Raw genomic sequence first — 13,198 nt, forward strand, 5'->3', positions numbered from 1 at the left:
TCACCACCTGACACATCGCAGCGCTATCCTGTGCCCATGTTCAAGCCCGTCCGCCGCCTGATTGCGCCGCCCTCGCAGGTTGTCCAACGCGACTGCGTGCGCGTGCAACTGGAAGGCCGCGAGATCGATGTGCTGCGCGTGCGCGACTCACGCGCGCGGCGCATCAAACTCAGTGTCGACGAACGCGGTGCGCGGCTCACCTTGCCGCTGCGGGCCAGCCTGATCTCCGGCGAACGGTTCCTGCATGCGCATCTGGATTGGCTGAGCACGCAGTTGTCGCGGTACCAGCAGGTCGATGCGTTTCCTGCATTGGAACGCGGTGTGCCCGGGCTGCTGCCGTTGCGTGGCGTCTTGCTGCCGCTGCACTGGCACGAGGGCCGTTACACGCGCATCGAAGTCGATGAGGCTGGCGCGCATTTCCACGTGCCGTCCCGGTTGGGCGACGCCGGTCTGCGTCGCACGCTGAAGGAATTCTATGAAGCGCAGGCACGCGCCGACGTCGGCCGCTGGTTGCCCACCTATCTGCCCGGCTTGCCGCGTCCGCCCACGCGTCTGCGGCTCAAGGTGATGTCGTCGCAATGGGGCTCGCTCGCGCCGGATGGCTCGATGGCGCTGGATCTGGCGCTAGTCCTCGGGCGCCCGTCGGCGTTCGAATACGTGCTGGTGCACGAGCTCTGCCATCTGCTGCAGGCCAATCACTCGCCCGCGTTCTGGGCCGAAGTGGAACACCGCTTCCCCGCCTGGCGCGACGAGCGCAGCTACTTCCACGAACACGGCCGCCAACTCAAGGCCCAGCTACGGCGGTTGTTGCAGGGCGAGTGACGCACACGTCGTTGCGGAAATCACGCCTGCCGCAGCCGCGGCAATCATCAGTACGCGTGTTGAATCCCGCAATGGCTCAGCAACAGGGCCGCCGCCTGCCGATCACGCGTGATGGCACTCTTGGTTAGCGCCACGCGTACGACGCAGCCCTGGCAAGTTGCCGGCAGGCCTGCGCTGACAACCACGCAAAGTGCGATGTCAGCGCACTCTCCGCTGCCGCCGCGCCTGCATCCAGCGTGCCACCCGACGTCCAGTGCTCGGCGTGACACGCCATTGACCACACCTGCTGCAACAGCAGGCGATCATCGGCAGTCAAGTGTGGCGTCGCGTGCACCGTGTCGAAAAACGTCCACGGCGCGTTCCATAGAGCGAAGGATTCAATCGCAGTGACCACACGGATGGGATCTGCCATCGCGTCAGCTTATCTGCGTATCGCGCATGCCTGCATCACGGCTGCGGCAGCGTCGCCAAAAACCCGTTGATCACCGCCGCCACCGCCTGCGGTGCTTCCATATGCACATGGTGGGTGCCGGGCAGCACGTGCAGGCGGGCGTCCGGCACCATAGCCACACGGTGATCGCGCAGGGTGTCGGAGAAATACGGCTGCCCCGGCGTGGCGAAGATCGCCTGGGTGGGGCACACGATGGCGGCCAGCAACGCGTCGATCTGCGCTTCGGTCATGCGGATGGCGGTGGGCAAGGTCAGGCGCGGGTCGGTGCACCAGCTGTAGCCGCCTTCGACCACGCGCAGGCCGCGTTCCACCAGCAAGCGCGCCGCCGGCTCGGTGAGTTGATTGGCCATCATGCGTGCGCGCACCGGCGCGTCCATCGAGCTGAAGACACGCAGCGGCCGCTGCGGCAGGGTACGGGTCGAGCGCACGGAGTCGCGCAGTCGCTCGGCGGTGCTTTCCACCGGTTCGGCCAACGCACCCAGCGCTTCGATCGCCACCAAGGCCTCGATGCGCTCCGGCGCGGCGGCGGCCATCAGGCTGGCGACGCCGCCACCCAGCGAGTGGCCCAGCAACGTGAAACGGTCCCAACCCAATGCATCGGCCACCTGCAGCAGGTTATGGATTGCGCTGCTCAGCGTGTATTCCGCAGCCGTCGGCAGCCATGCACTGTGGCCGTGACCGGGCAGGTCGAGCAGCACCAGATCCAGATCGGGCGCGCGCAGATGCGCACTGAGCGGGACAAAACTGGCGGCGTTGTCGAGCCAGCCGTGCAATGCCAGCACCCGGCGTGGCCCGCGGTCTGTGTTGCGCAAGCCGGTGACACGCCCGATGGCCAGCTCGCACGCAAACGGCTCCAACCTCATGCGCGACGCGCCAATGCGGCCAGTGCCTGCGCGTGCGACGGGGCAGCGTTGAGGCAGGGGATGTAGCTGAGCGTGGCGCCGCGCTCGGCCAGCGTTTCGGCAAAGCCCAGGGCCACTTCTTCCAGCGTCTCGAGACAATCGGTGGCAAAGCCCGGGCACACCAGATCGAAGCTGCGTACGCCGCCTTCGGCCAGCGCCCACAGCGTCGGTTCGGCATACGGCTGCAGCCAGCGCTCGGCACCGAAGCGCGACTGGTAACCCATCTGCCACTCGTCCGGGCCCAGGCCCAATGCGGTCACGATTGCCTGCGCGCTGCGCTCGCATTGCTGCGGATACGGGTCGCCAGCATTGGCCACGCGTTGTGGCAGGCCGTGGAAGGAAAACATCAGCTTCTCGCTGCGTCCGTGTACCTGCCAGTGCGCGCGGATGGAATCGGCGATCGCCGCCACCCAGCCGGCGTCCTCGCAATACTCCTGGATCACGGTCACGTCGATCTCCGGTGCGCTGGGCCGCCACGCATCCACCACGTCCTGGATCGAGGCGGTGGTGGTGGTCGAATACTGCGGATACAGCGGCAACACCACGATGCGCTTGATGCCGCGCGCGCGCAGGGCATCGAGCGTCTTGCGCAGGGCCGGTTCGCCATAACGCATGGCCCATTCCACCTGCCAGTCGGGCATCGCGTCCTTCAAGCCATCGGCCAAGCGGCGGGTGTACACCGCCAGCGGCGAGCCGTCGGGCAGCCACACTTTGGCGTATTTTTCCGCCGACTTGGGTCCGCGGATTGGCAGGATCACCCCGTACAGCAGTGGCTTCCAGAACAGCGGCGGGATCGCGACCACCCGGCGGTCGCTGAGGAACTCGGCCAGGTAGCGGCGCACGGCCGGGGCGGTCGGCGATTCGGGGGTGCCGAGGTTGACGACCAGCAGGGCGGTATCGGAGGTGGTGTTCATGCGCGCCATTCTGGCAGAGCCGGGCAGGACTGCCGAGGACAGCGCATCAATCGTCCCGATCTGCGCCGTCTTGCCGCCGGATGCGCTCACCACCGATTCATTGCACCAGCACTAACGTCGCGGCATTGCTATCTTTGACGGATCGTCCTTTGGAGCTTGTCATGCCTCGTTTGTCGCGTCTGGCCCTGTTGTTGTCGCTGACCTTCGCCGCCGGCCACGCCGTCGCCGGCCCGGAAGAGGACCAGCGTGCGCGTAACGCAGTGCGGGTGCTCAACGAGATAATGAAAATTCCCGAGCAGTCCATCCCGGACAAACTGCTCGACGAGGCGCGCGCCATCGTGGTCATCCCCGACACGCTCAAGGCCGGCCTGGTGATCGGCGGCCGCCGCGGCCACGGGTTGATGTCGATGAAGAACGCCGACGGCAGCTGGTCGCAGCCGGTGTTCGTCAAGCTCACCGGCGGCAGCATCGGCTTCCAGGCCGGCGTGCAGTCCTCCGACGTGGTGCTGGTGTTCCGCAACGACCGCAGCCTGGACAACATCGTCAACGGCAAGTTCACCCTCGGCGCCGATGCCGGCGTGGCCGCAGGCCCGGTGGGTCGCAACGCCGCTGCCGCCACCGATGGCCAACTCAAGGCCGAAATCTGGTCGTGGTCGCGCGCCCGCGGCCTGTTCGCCGGCGTGGCGCTGGATGGCGCGGTGCTGCAGATCGACGATGCCGCCGACCTCAACGCTTACGGCGGCGGTGCCACCCCGCGCATGATCTTCGAAGGTCGCACCAACGAGCGCCCGTCCACCGATGTAATCGCCTTCCGCGACCGTCTGGAAGAGGTCACCTACACCGCGCGCGCCAATCGCAGCAGCGATGGCGACAGCGATGAGACCGCACCGCCACCGCCGGCGCGTGCGCCAAGCGTTGCCCCGGCAGCGCAATCGGCCCCGCCGCCGCCGGCCAACGAGGCCAGCACGGTCCCGATGCAGCCCAGCACCACGCCGCCTCCGCAGCAGGGGTTCCAGTCGGTGTCAGATGGCGAAATCCGCACCGAATCACTAGACGGCAACCGCTAAGCCGCTGTCATCCCCCTGCGCGGTGCGCTGGGGTATCCTGAGTCTTCCTTCTTTTCAGCAAGCGAGCAGATCATGGGCGGTTTCAGCATTTGGCACTGGCTGATCGTGCTGGTGATCGTGTTGCTGGTGTTCGGTACCAAGCGTCTCACCAGCGGTGCCAAGGATCTCGGCAGCGCGGTCAAGGAATTCAAGAAAGGCATGCACGACGAAGACAAGCCGGCCAGCAAGCTCGGCGACGAGTCCCGCACTGCCGAGCAGGCGCGTGAGGCGCAGGCCGAACGCGACCGCGACGCACGCTGATCCGGAGCAGCGTCGGTGTTTGACATAGGTGTTGGCGAACTGACGCTCATTGCGATTGTCGCCTTGGTGGTGCTCGGCCCCGAGCGCCTGCCCAAGGCCGCGCGCTTTGCCGGCTTGTGGGTGCGCCGTGCGCGCATGCAGTGGGATTCGGTCAAGCAGGAGCTCGAACGCGAGCTGGAAGCCGACGAACTCAAGCGCAGCCTGCAGGACGTGCAGGCCTCGCTGCGCGAAGCCGAAGGGCAGTTGCGCAACACCCAGCAGCAGGTCGAAGACGGTGCGCGCGGTCTGCATGAGCAGGCACGCGGCCTGCACGACGAGCTCGGCCGCGATATCGACATCCGCACCAGCGCCACTCCGGTGGCCGCACCGCTGGAGCTGCCCGCCAATGCGCCGGTGGTGCTAGAGCCGGGCAGCTTGCAGCCGCATGCGCACGTGCCGGGCCCGTCCCCGGTCATCGCCCAGGCGCAGCCGATTGCGCCGGCGCCTCGGCAGACGCTGGTGCCGGCACCGCACGGCAGCCTGGCCTCCACGCCAGTGAACGTGCAGGGCACGACCGCCTCAACGACCGCTGATAGCAGCACCCAGGAGAAGGCGCCTTGAGCCTGTTCGACGACGCACAGGCCGAAAGCAGTCTGATTGAGCACCTGGTCGAATTACGCGCCCGTCTGGTGCGCGCACTGATTGGCCTGGGCGTGGTGTTGCTGGCGCTGCTGCCGTTCTCGCGCGCGATCTACTCCTGGCTGGCCGCACCGTTGGTCTCGCAGCTGCCGCTGGGGCAGACCATCGTTGCGGTCAATCCGGCCGGCGCGTTCTTCGCCCCGCTCAAGCTCACCTTCTTCGTGGCGGTGTTTTTCAGCGTGCCGTGGCTGCTGTATCAGGCCTGGGCGTTCGTGGCGCCGGGCTTGTATCAGCGCGAGAAGAAACTGGCATTTCCGTTGCTGGCCTCGGCGGTGGCGCTGTTCTACATCGGCTGCGCGTTCGCCTACTTCCTGGTGTTGCCGGCGGTGTTCCACTTCCTGACCACGTTCAAGCCGGACGTGATCGCGATTACTCCTGACGCCACCTCGTATCTGGACTTCGTGCTGGCGATCTTCTTCGCCTTCGGTGCCAGTTTCGAGTTGCCGGTGGCGTTGGTGATCCTGGTGCTGATGGGCTGGGTCACGCCCAAGCAGCTCAGCGAAGGCCGCGGCTATGCCATCGTCGGCATCTTCATCCTGGCCGCCGTACTCACCCCGCCAGACGTGGTCTCGCAGCTGATGCTGGCCATCCCCATGTGCCTGCTTTATGAGCTGGGCATCATCGCCTCGCGCGCTGTGGTGCCGAAGGAAAGTTAGGTGCCAATGGACGCGCAGCGTGTAATTGAAGAATCCATTCCCATGCTTGCCGACGTTCTCGGCAGCATTGGTCTGCATCAACACGGTACGCCTCTCGACTTCGCAAGACTTCGTGAGCCGTTTAGCTCGTGGCTCCAGCAGCAAGCCGTGGCACAAGAAGATTTCGCTTTCCTCGTGTCGATTGTTGCAGCTTTCATCTCTGAGTACCTAATCCATCAATCTGGCGCGCAACGCTACGTGGCCGGCGAGCAAATTTTGCTCAGACTACCCATTCAGTCGGGTGTCGCTAGCGAGTTCGACCCTTACGCTACCGCCGTTGGTCTCGTGCGCGAACGTCACAGCTTGGCCACGTTTCTAGCTACGGTACGCACCTAACCAGTCATCCAAGTGGACGGTTTCGCCGCCGCTTAATTTCAGCGTTAGGGCCGCAATTGAGTTTGTCGCGATGCACATTCTGCTAGACATTCTATTTTCGTTGTTCGTAGCCGCTACGCTCGGCTTCTGGGCGCTGTTCTTTCTTGTGGTTTTGCCACGGATTCACGAGCGCGGTTTAATCGTCAAACATAGGTCGCGCTTCGGCTTTCTCTGCTTCAAGTGGCCTTTCGAGGAACTCGAGGCTTGTGCGGAGAGCTTGCAACCACAGGAGCGATCAAGGTGGTTCAATCTTTATCTACTCCGGGCCTGGTGGTTGGTGCTCGTTTCGCTTGTTGCGCCTGGCCTCTTTCTCCTTTGGGCAGTTCTCGCGTGAGAGCGGCCCCAACTACTCGCTCAAGCGGACACATCAATCGTTTCGCCATTGATGCTGCCGCTTAGCTCAGGCGCTAGATAAAATGGAAAGCTCCCAAAAAGCTTCCGTGAAGGACATGGCCATTCTGTGCAGTCTCGCTGAGTTACCCGACGGCTCGTTTAGGGTAATTCTCGATGATGCCCGCAAAGGCCAGGAGCTTGCTACATGGGTGTCAGACAGCCTTTTCACCTTCAAGGACTATCCACCTGGTTGCCTCAACAACTTGGCGTCTGTTTCTGAGGCAGAGCTTGCAGACTTTGGTTACAACTTGCTGGTGCGCTTGCTTGCGAGTAATGGGCTTGATGCCTAGCAGTTCATTCAAGCCGCCAGCGTTTTGTAGGACCTGCAACTCAGGCAATAGGTGTTTTTGCTGACTTCATTGTCACCTCATAATCCGCGCCTATCTTCGCAGTCATGGAGAATCCCTATGATCTGCCTTGGCTCATTGTCGGCATCGCGACCGGAATTTTTTCAGGTTCGTTGCGCTCTGTAGCCAGGTTCCGTCTGCTGAGTCAGGTGCTTGTTCTCTGTCTTGGCACGTTGCTGTGCTGGCGCCTGACGACTCTGTCAGTCGCGTGGGCATACGAACATCCATTCAACCCCAACGATGGAGCAGCAAGGTCAATTGCTTATCTCTTCGGCTGGATCTTTGGTCTTGTATTTTTGATCTTGCCGAGCTTCGTTATCACGCTGTTGGCAAGCACTTTTTATATGCGTCGTAAAAGGCGAGCGATATAGCGACAATTGTGCCGCACGATTGCGGGTGGTGGTCGCTAACCGTGGTGGTGCATATGTATGCAATCGATTTTCTATAAAGTGCGATCGCGCCCAGGTGCGCTCCTACGGTTCTGCTGGATCGGGCGGCAACACATCTGGACGCGAGGGCGGCGTGGGCCCGATCAGGTGGACCGACACTGCGCAGACCGATCGAATTTCGTAGGAGCGCACCCGGGCGCGACGGGCGTTACCGGGAAAGCCTCGTCGCGCCCAGGTACGCTCCTACGGTTCTGCGGGATCGGGCGGCAACACATCTGGACGCGAGGGCGGCGGAGCTCGATCAGGTGGACCGACACTGCGTAGACCGATCGAACGTCGTAGGAGCGCACCCGGGCGCGACGGGCGTTACCGGGAAAGCCTCGTCGCGCTCAGGTGCGCTCCTACGGTTCTGCGGGATCAGGCGGCAAACACATCCGGGCGCGAGGGCGGGGTGGGCTGTGCGGTGGCGCCTTCGTGGGTGAACATCTGCTTCCACGCGGCGTAGACCGAGCCGGCGAAGACCGGCATCAGCACCGCCATCAGCAGTAGCTGCGCCAGCCACATCGCTACGGTTTGCCCGGCCACCAGGCCGACGATCAGCGCGACGATCATCACCGCGAAATAGATCGCGAAGATGGCAATGAAGGCCAGCACGAAGAACACCAGCATCGCCGGCAGGTTGTGCAGGCTGGCGCGCAGGCTTTCGCGCAGCGCATGACCGCCGGTGCTGCGGTCGAACATCACCTGCGGCGGCATCACAAACAGCGCCAGCGTCATCGCCGCAAACGTGGCGATGGTCAGCAGCAGCCACAGCAGGATGCGCCCGGCCGGCAGGCTGGCGGCAAGCTGCTCGATCTGCACCGGGTCCGGCTGCGCGCCGGACTGGCTGATCTGGTTGATCTTGAGCATCACCTCGGACAACTGCTGCAACCCGTTGGCGCCAATCATCGCCAGTAGCAGCACGCCCAGCAGCAGGCCGGCGATCAGCTGCGGCAGCAGCGACACCAGTAGATGCGGCGCGCGGCCGTCCTGCAGGCCATGCAGCAGGTGCGATGGCTTGGCGATGCGGCCCTCGTCGACCTCGCGGATCGCCCACAGCATGCCGCCCATGAACAACGGGCCTGCCAGCACCAGCAGGAATTGCAGTGCCGGGCCCAGCAGCGGCACCAGCACCGACAGCGACACCACCAGCGAGGCGGCCACGCTCCAGATCACTCCCAGCGAGCCAAGCGCCAGCGGCGCCCGCTTCAGCAGCGAGAAACCGGTCAACAGCCATTCTGCGCCGGCAGACGCCGGCACCTTGCGAATTTCGCTCATTCCCATTCCGGATCGATACGCACCGGACCATCCGGCGTAACGCGATTATCGCTGCTTTTGCGTGTGCGCGGCGGGATGAGCGTTCACTGTTTGCAGGCCGCGGGCGTGATGCACGAACCGGCGCAGCAGCTTGCGGGCGACCGGAGCGGCGGTAACCTCGCGGGCGACCGTGCGGGCGCAGTGGCCGTGGCGGGCAATGCACTCGGCACGCGCGCGCACGTAGCCGCGCATATGGTGGGTGGCGAACTCCGGGTGGAACTGCACGCCCCAAGTGGCGCGGCCCCAGCGAAAGGCGTGGCAGCGGTCCTGACGCGAATGCGCCAGCACGATGGCACCGTCCGGCGCGCGCACGACCGTCTGCAGGTGGGTGGCATGGGCCGGAAACTGCGCCGGAAGGCCCGCAAACAACGGGTCCTGTTCGGCCGGCGGGTGCAGCTCCAGCGCGATGGTGCCGGACTCGCGGCCGGCCGGGTTGTAGTCGACTTCGCCGCCCAGCGCGTGGGCCAGCAGCTGATGGCCGTAGCAGATGCCCAGTAAGGGCTTGCCGTCATGGGCGGCGTCGCGCAGCCACTGGGCACTGCGCTCGCTCCAGTCGGCACGGTCGGTGACGAAGGCGGCCGAGCCGCTGATGATGATGCCGGCAAAGCGGCCGCGGTCTGGCAGGTCGTCGCCATTGGCGACATCGATCACCACGGTTTCGTGTTCGGCCAGCCCGGCCGCCACGCGGATCCAGTGCGGAAAGCGGCCGTATCGCTTCATCTCCGGCACGGGGTGACCGGTTTCGATGATCAGGAACGGCAAAACGGACATGCGCGACAACCCGGACACGACAGATGCCCCCGATTGTAGGCGGCAGTGGCGCGTTTTTTTCAAGCCAGGGCCCACTGCGGACGCTGTGCGTGATTGCCGATTGCCATGTGCTGATGCCCTCGCGGCCGGGTAGATGGAATGGCGATGGTGGTGGCTGGCGGCCATCGCACATCTTCGATATCGGCAGGCAGGCCCACGACTGGATTGCCGCAGCGTCCTCACCCTTGCAGTCGGAGCATGCCGTGGGGCGCTTGAACGGGAGACGGACGGGGCGCTGCAAGGCGCAGCCCTGGGTGTTTCAGCGCGTTGGTCAGCGGCGTGGTCGGCCCGTCCCGATATTGGCAGGCCGGCAGGCGGAGCATGATTGGACCGCCGCAGCGTACTCAAGCCTGCGGTCGGCGCATGTCTTGGGGTGCTCACACGTGCGGCGGACGCGTTGCTGCACTCCTCAGCGCCATGGCTGCAGCGGGCTCTTCAGCCAAGTGATCGGGCGATACCGATGATCGGCGGCAGCACACGACTGGACCGCTGCAGCGCCCTCAGCGTGGTAGTCGGAGCGTGCCTTGGGCGCTAGGAACGGGACAGCGACGGAGTGTTGTCACGTCTGCTCCCGGGGCGTGGTAGCGTCTTCGCCAACGACGTGCGTCGGGGCTGTAACGGGTGTCGAGCGGTTTTTGTAGGGGTTCGTTCTTGCTGGTTGAGTGTCGTGGCCTAAACGCCGGCGTACCAGGTGGCGGTCCTGCGTGCGTGCGCTTAGCAGAGTGCATATCCGCATGCGTCATGCCGCTTCTCCGCGCTCGGGCGGGCACATCAATGCCGCCGTCGGTCTACCCAGAATCGGCGCAGCTGCTCCCGAACATGCACAAACGACCTGCGTCGCTGGCGATCACCCGCTTATTCTCGGGGCGGCAGCACCGACAGCACTTCTTCGATGGTGGTCAGGCCGGCGGCGACCTTTTCCAGCCCGGTGCGACGCAGGGTGCGCAGGCCGTCGCCGCGGGCGGCCTGGCTGAAGCTGGCCAGGTCGGTGTCGGCGCGGATCAGGCTGCGCAACCGCGGGCTCACCGGCAGCAATTCGTACAGGCCCACGCGGCCGAGATAGCCGGTGCGGCGGCATTCCAGGCAGCCAACCGGGGCGTGCACGTTGAGCGTCTCCGGCAGCGCTTCGCCCGGTTCGCGGATCGCCGCCCAGTCGTCGTCGCTGAGCGTGTGCGGGCGCTTGCAGTGCACGCACAGCGTGCGCACCAGGCGCTGTGCCAGCACGCCGTTGAGCGTGGAGGCGACCAAGTAATGCGGCACGCCCAGATCCAGCAAACGGGTGATCGCCGACGCCGCATCGTTGGTGTGCAGCGTGGACAGCACCAGATGCCCGGTGAGCGAGGCCTGCACCGCCATCTGCGCGGTTTCCAGGTCGCGGATTTCGCCGATCATGATGATGTCCGGGTCCTGCCGCAGCAGCGTGCGCACGCCGCTGGCGAAATCCAGGTCGATGTTCTGCTGGACCTGCATCTGGTTGAATTCCGGCGCGATCATTTCGATCGGGTCTTCCACGCTGCACACGTTCACATCCGGCGTGGCCAGGCGCTTGAGCGTGGAATACAGCGTGGTGGTCTTGCCCGAACCGGTGGGGCCGGTGACCAGCACGATGCCGTGCGGGCGCTCGACCAGCGCGCTCCAGCCGGCGGCTTCTTCGGGGCTGAAACCCAGTTGCTCGATGCTCTTGAACGCCGAATCCGGGTCAAAGATACGCATCACGCATTTTTCGCCGAACGCGGTGGGCATCGTCGACAGACGCATTTCCACCTCGCGCCCACCCGGCGAGCGGGTCTTGATGCGGCCGTCCTGCGGGCGGCGGCGCTCGGCCAGGTCCATGCGGCCGAGCACCTTGATGCGGCTGACCACGGCGGTCATCACCGACGGCGGTACTTCCAGGACCTTGTGCAGCACGCCGTCGATGCGGAAGCGCATGCGCCCGGCTTCGCGGCGCGGCTCCAGATGGATGTCGCTGGCCCGCTGCTCGTAGGCGTATTGCAGCAGCCAGTCGACGATATGCACGATGTGGTGATCGTCGGCATTGACGTCGCCGGCGCGGCCCAGTTCCACCAGTTGTTCGAAGCTGGGCAGGCCTGCTCCCGGCTCGGCACTGCGCGCATCGCCACGCGCGCCACGCACCGATTGGGTCACGCCGAAGAACTCCATCGTGTAGCGATGCAGGTCCAGCGGGTTGATCAGCGCCAGCTCGATGCGGCGGCGGCTCAGGTGCTGCACGTCGGCCAGCCACTCCAGCGCCAGCGGCTCACTGGTGGCGATCAGCACGCGCTCGGCATCCAGCGCCAGCGGCAGGATGCGGTGGCGGCGCGCATAGGCATGCGAGACCACGCCGGTGACGGCGGCGACATCGATGAGGGTGGGGTCGATGCGCAGATAGCGCAGCCCGGTACGGGTGGCCAGCCATTCGGTGAGCCGCTCCAGGCCCAGCTCGCCGGCCGGTGCCTGCGCGGCATGCAGCTTGAGGTTGGCCAACAGCACCAGCGGATGTACTTCGCTGGCGTTGCGTACGCCCGCAGCGGAGAACTGCACGCGTTCGTGTTCGTGCGGTACCACCATGCCATCGGCAAGCAATGCAGCAGCCACCGGGTCGAACATCAGCCGGCCGCGCGGCAGGATCGTCGCCGCGCTGTCCGGGTCGGCGTTGCGCCGCTGTTCCATGCTGGTGGTTCCCCTGCCGCGATGCTCCCGCGGCAAAGCGCCGCGGGTGGGCCGGTATACTAGCGCACCCCTTTCGCACGGCCCTTGCTGCATGTCCGATTCCCGCCGCGTTCCAATCACGTTCCAGGGCCTGATCCAGACTCTCAACCAGTACTGGGCCGATCAGGGCTGCGTGCTGATCCAGCCGCTGGACCTGGAAGTGGGTGCGGGCACGTTCCACCCGGCCACCTTCCTGCGCGCGCTAGGCCCGGAGCCGTGGAATGCCGCCTATGTGCAGCCCTCGCGCCGTCCCACCGACGGCCGCTACGGCGAAAATCCCAACCGGCTGCAGCGGTACTACCAGTACCAGGTGGCGATGAAGCCCAACCCGGACAACATCCAGGACCTGTACCTGGGCTCGCTCAAGGCGCTGGGCATCGACCCGCTGGTGCACGACCTGCGCTTTGTCGAAGACAACTGGGAGTCGCCCACGCTCGGCGCCTGGGGCCTGGGCTGGGAAGTCTGGCTCAACGGCATGGAGGTGACCCAGTTCACTTATTTCCAGCAGGCCGGGGGGCTGGAGTGCAAGCCGGTGCTGGGCGAGATCACCTATGGCCTGGAACGGCTGTGCATGTATCTGCAGAGCTGCGACAACGTCTACGACCTGGTGTGGACCTACGGCCCGGACGGCAGCCCGGTGAGCTATGGCGATGTCTATCACCAGAACGAAGTGGAGCAGAGCGCCTACAACTTCGAGCATGCCAATGTGGAAGAGCTGTTCCACCGCTTCGATGCCTGCGAAGCCGAGGCCAAGCACCTGATTGAGGTCGGCCTGCCGCTGCCGGCGTATGAGCAGGTGACCAAGGCCAGCCACGCGTTCAACCTGCTGGATGCGCGCCGCGCTATCAGTGTGACCGAGCGCCAGCGCTACATCCTGCGCGTGCGCGCGCTGGCTCAGGGCGTGGCGCAGGCGTATCACGCGCAGCGCGAGAAGCTGGGGTTTCCCGGCGTCAAACGCTGATGCTGTTGCCTTCCCCCCCCCCCGCTGGC

14 protein-coding genes are annotated in these 13,198 nt (G+C 65.2%); 9 read left to right on the plus strand and 5 right to left on the minus strand.

The features are described 5' to 3' along the window. Window positions 1-36 precede the first annotated feature (36 nt). Window positions 37-822, plus strand: a complete 786-nt coding sequence (locus VC212_RS21785; RefSeq protein ID WP_055846662.1) for a SprT family zinc-dependent metalloprotease — start codon at window positions 37-39, stop codon at window positions 820-822. 447 nt (window positions 823-1,269) lie between these two features. Here the strand turns inward: VC212_RS21785 and VC212_RS21790 are convergent, their stop codons facing one another. Further along, a complete protein-coding gene (locus tag VC212_RS21790) occupies window positions 1,270-2,136 on the minus strand; it encodes an alpha/beta hydrolase (protein ID WP_055846669.1) in 867 nt (288 codons plus the stop codon). Continuing rightward, the gene (gene hemH / locus VC212_RS21795; protein WP_055850152.1) at window positions 2,133-3,098 is read right to left on the minus strand and encodes a ferrochelatase; all 966 of its coding nucleotides are present in this window, start codon (window positions 3,096-3,098) and stop codon (window positions 2,133-2,135) included. Before hemH ends, VC212_RS21790 begins: the two co-directional genes overlap by 4 nt. A gap of 152 nt (window positions 3,099-3,250) precedes the next feature. On the opposite strand from hemH, the gene VC212_RS21800 reads away from it, so the two are divergent. The 7 genes from VC212_RS21800 (at window position 3,251) to VC212_RS21830 (ending at window position 7,315) form a co-directional block, all read left to right on the plus strand. Next, a complete protein-coding gene (locus VC212_RS21800) occupies window positions 3,251-4,156 on the plus strand; it encodes a YSC84-related protein (protein WP_055846670.1) in 906 nt (301 codons plus the stop codon). A 72-nt stretch (window positions 4,157-4,228) separates the two neighbouring features. Then, complete coding sequence (gene tatA / locus VC212_RS21805) at window positions 4,229-4,456, plus strand: Sec-independent protein translocase subunit TatA (RefSeq protein WP_055846673.1); 228 nt, start codon at window positions 4,229-4,231, stop codon at window positions 4,454-4,456. Window positions 4,457-4,471: 15 nt separating this feature from the next. Continuing rightward, the gene (tatB, locus tag VC212_RS21810) at window positions 4,472-5,056 is read left to right on the plus strand and encodes a Sec-independent protein translocase protein TatB (RefSeq protein ID WP_323526922.1); all 585 of its coding nucleotides are present in this window, start codon (window positions 4,472-4,474) and stop codon (window positions 5,054-5,056) included. Then, window positions 5,053-5,790: a twin-arginine translocase subunit TatC gene (gene tatC / locus VC212_RS21815; protein ID WP_115554973.1), complete on the plus strand. Its 738-nt coding sequence runs from the start codon at window positions 5,053-5,055 to the stop codon at window positions 5,788-5,790. Before tatB ends, tatC begins: the two co-directional genes overlap by 4 nt. A gap of 6 nt (window positions 5,791-5,796) precedes the next feature. After that, on the plus strand, window positions 5,797-6,165 hold the full coding sequence (locus VC212_RS21820) for a hypothetical protein (RefSeq protein ID WP_323526923.1): 369 nt from the start codon (window positions 5,797-5,799) through the stop codon (window positions 6,163-6,165). A gap of 455 nt (window positions 6,166-6,620) precedes the next feature. After that, the gene (locus VC212_RS21825; protein WP_323526924.1) at window positions 6,621-6,887 is read left to right on the plus strand and encodes a hypothetical protein; all 267 of its coding nucleotides are present in this window, start codon (window positions 6,621-6,623) and stop codon (window positions 6,885-6,887) included. A 104-nt stretch (window positions 6,888-6,991) separates the two neighbouring features. Further along, on the plus strand, window positions 6,992-7,315 hold the full coding sequence (locus tag VC212_RS21830) for a hypothetical protein (RefSeq protein ID WP_153066801.1): 324 nt from the start codon (window positions 6,992-6,994) through the stop codon (window positions 7,313-7,315). A gap of 435 nt (window positions 7,316-7,750) precedes the next feature. Here VC212_RS21830 and VC212_RS21835 read toward each other — a convergent pair whose 3' ends face one another. The 3 genes from VC212_RS21835 to VC212_RS21845 all read right to left on the minus strand — a co-directional run bounded on the left by VC212_RS21835 (window position 7,751) and on the right by VC212_RS21845 (window position 12,169). Then, the gene (locus tag VC212_RS21835; RefSeq protein ID WP_115514316.1) at window positions 7,751-8,650 is read right to left on the minus strand and encodes a BPSS1780 family membrane protein; all 900 of its coding nucleotides are present in this window, start codon (window positions 8,648-8,650) and stop codon (window positions 7,751-7,753) included. A 45-nt stretch (window positions 8,651-8,695) separates the two neighbouring features. After that, entirely contained in the window at window positions 8,696-9,460 is a 765-nt protein-coding gene (locus tag VC212_RS21840) for a glutamine amidotransferase (RefSeq protein WP_115584631.1), read from the minus strand. A gap of 894 nt (window positions 9,461-10,354) precedes the next feature. Beyond that, window positions 10,355-12,169, minus strand: coding sequence for a GspE/PulE family protein (locus VC212_RS21845; RefSeq protein WP_323526925.1), 1,815 nt, complete (start codon window positions 12,167-12,169; stop codon window positions 10,355-10,357). Window positions 12,170-12,260: 91 nt separating this feature from the next. On the opposite strand from VC212_RS21845, the gene glyQ reads away from it, so the two are divergent. After that, on the plus strand, window positions 12,261-13,169 hold the full coding sequence (glyQ, locus tag VC212_RS21850) for a glycine--tRNA ligase subunit alpha (protein WP_055846691.1): 909 nt from the start codon (window positions 12,261-12,263) through the stop codon (window positions 13,167-13,169). Window positions 13,170-13,198: the final 29 nt, after the last annotated feature.

The organism is Xanthomonas sp. WHRI 8932A, assembly GCF_035012785.1.
Taxonomy (GTDB): Bacteria; Pseudomonadota; Gammaproteobacteria; order Xanthomonadales; family Xanthomonadaceae; genus Xanthomonas.

What these genes read in the sequence shown, in the direction of transcription:
- VC212_RS21800 (WP_055846670.1), top strand. Translation starts at nt 3,251, where the DNA reads ATGCCTCGTTTGTCGCGTCTGGCCCTGTTGTTGTCGCTGACCTTCGCC.
- VC212_RS21845 (WP_323526925.1), bottom strand. Translation starts at nt 12,169, where the DNA reads ATGGAACAGCGGCGCAACGCCGACCCGGACAGCGCGGCGACGATCCTG.
- hemH (WP_055850152.1), bottom strand. Translation starts at nt 3,098, where the DNA reads ATGGCGCGCATGAACACCACCTCCGATACCGCCCTGCTGGTCGTCAAC.
- glyQ (WP_055846691.1), top strand. Translation starts at nt 12,261, where the DNA reads ATGTCCGATTCCCGCCGCGTTCCAATCACGTTCCAGGGCCTGATCCAG.
- VC212_RS21835 (WP_115514316.1), bottom strand. Translation starts at nt 8,650, where the DNA reads ATGAGCGAAATTCGCAAGGTGCCGGCGTCTGCCGGCGCAGAATGGCTG.
- VC212_RS21820 (WP_323526923.1), top strand. Translation starts at nt 5,797, where the DNA reads ATGGACGCGCAGCGTGTAATTGAAGAATCCATTCCCATGCTTGCCGAC.
- tatA (WP_055846673.1), top strand. Translation starts at nt 4,229, where the DNA reads ATGGGCGGTTTCAGCATTTGGCACTGGCTGATCGTGCTGGTGATCGTG.
- VC212_RS21785 (WP_055846662.1), top strand. Translation starts at nt 37, where the DNA reads ATGTTCAAGCCCGTCCGCCGCCTGATTGCGCCGCCCTCGCAGGTTGTC.
- VC212_RS21830 (WP_153066801.1), top strand. Translation starts at nt 6,992, where the DNA reads ATGGAGAATCCCTATGATCTGCCTTGGCTCATTGTCGGCATCGCGACC.
- VC212_RS21825 (WP_323526924.1), top strand. Translation starts at nt 6,621, where the DNA reads ATGGAAAGCTCCCAAAAAGCTTCCGTGAAGGACATGGCCATTCTGTGC.
- VC212_RS21840 (WP_115584631.1), bottom strand. Translation starts at nt 9,460, where the DNA reads ATGTCCGTTTTGCCGTTCCTGATCATCGAAACCGGTCACCCCGTGCCG.
- VC212_RS21790 (WP_055846669.1), bottom strand. Translation starts at nt 2,136, where the DNA reads ATGAGGTTGGAGCCGTTTGCGTGCGAGCTGGCCATCGGGCGTGTCACC.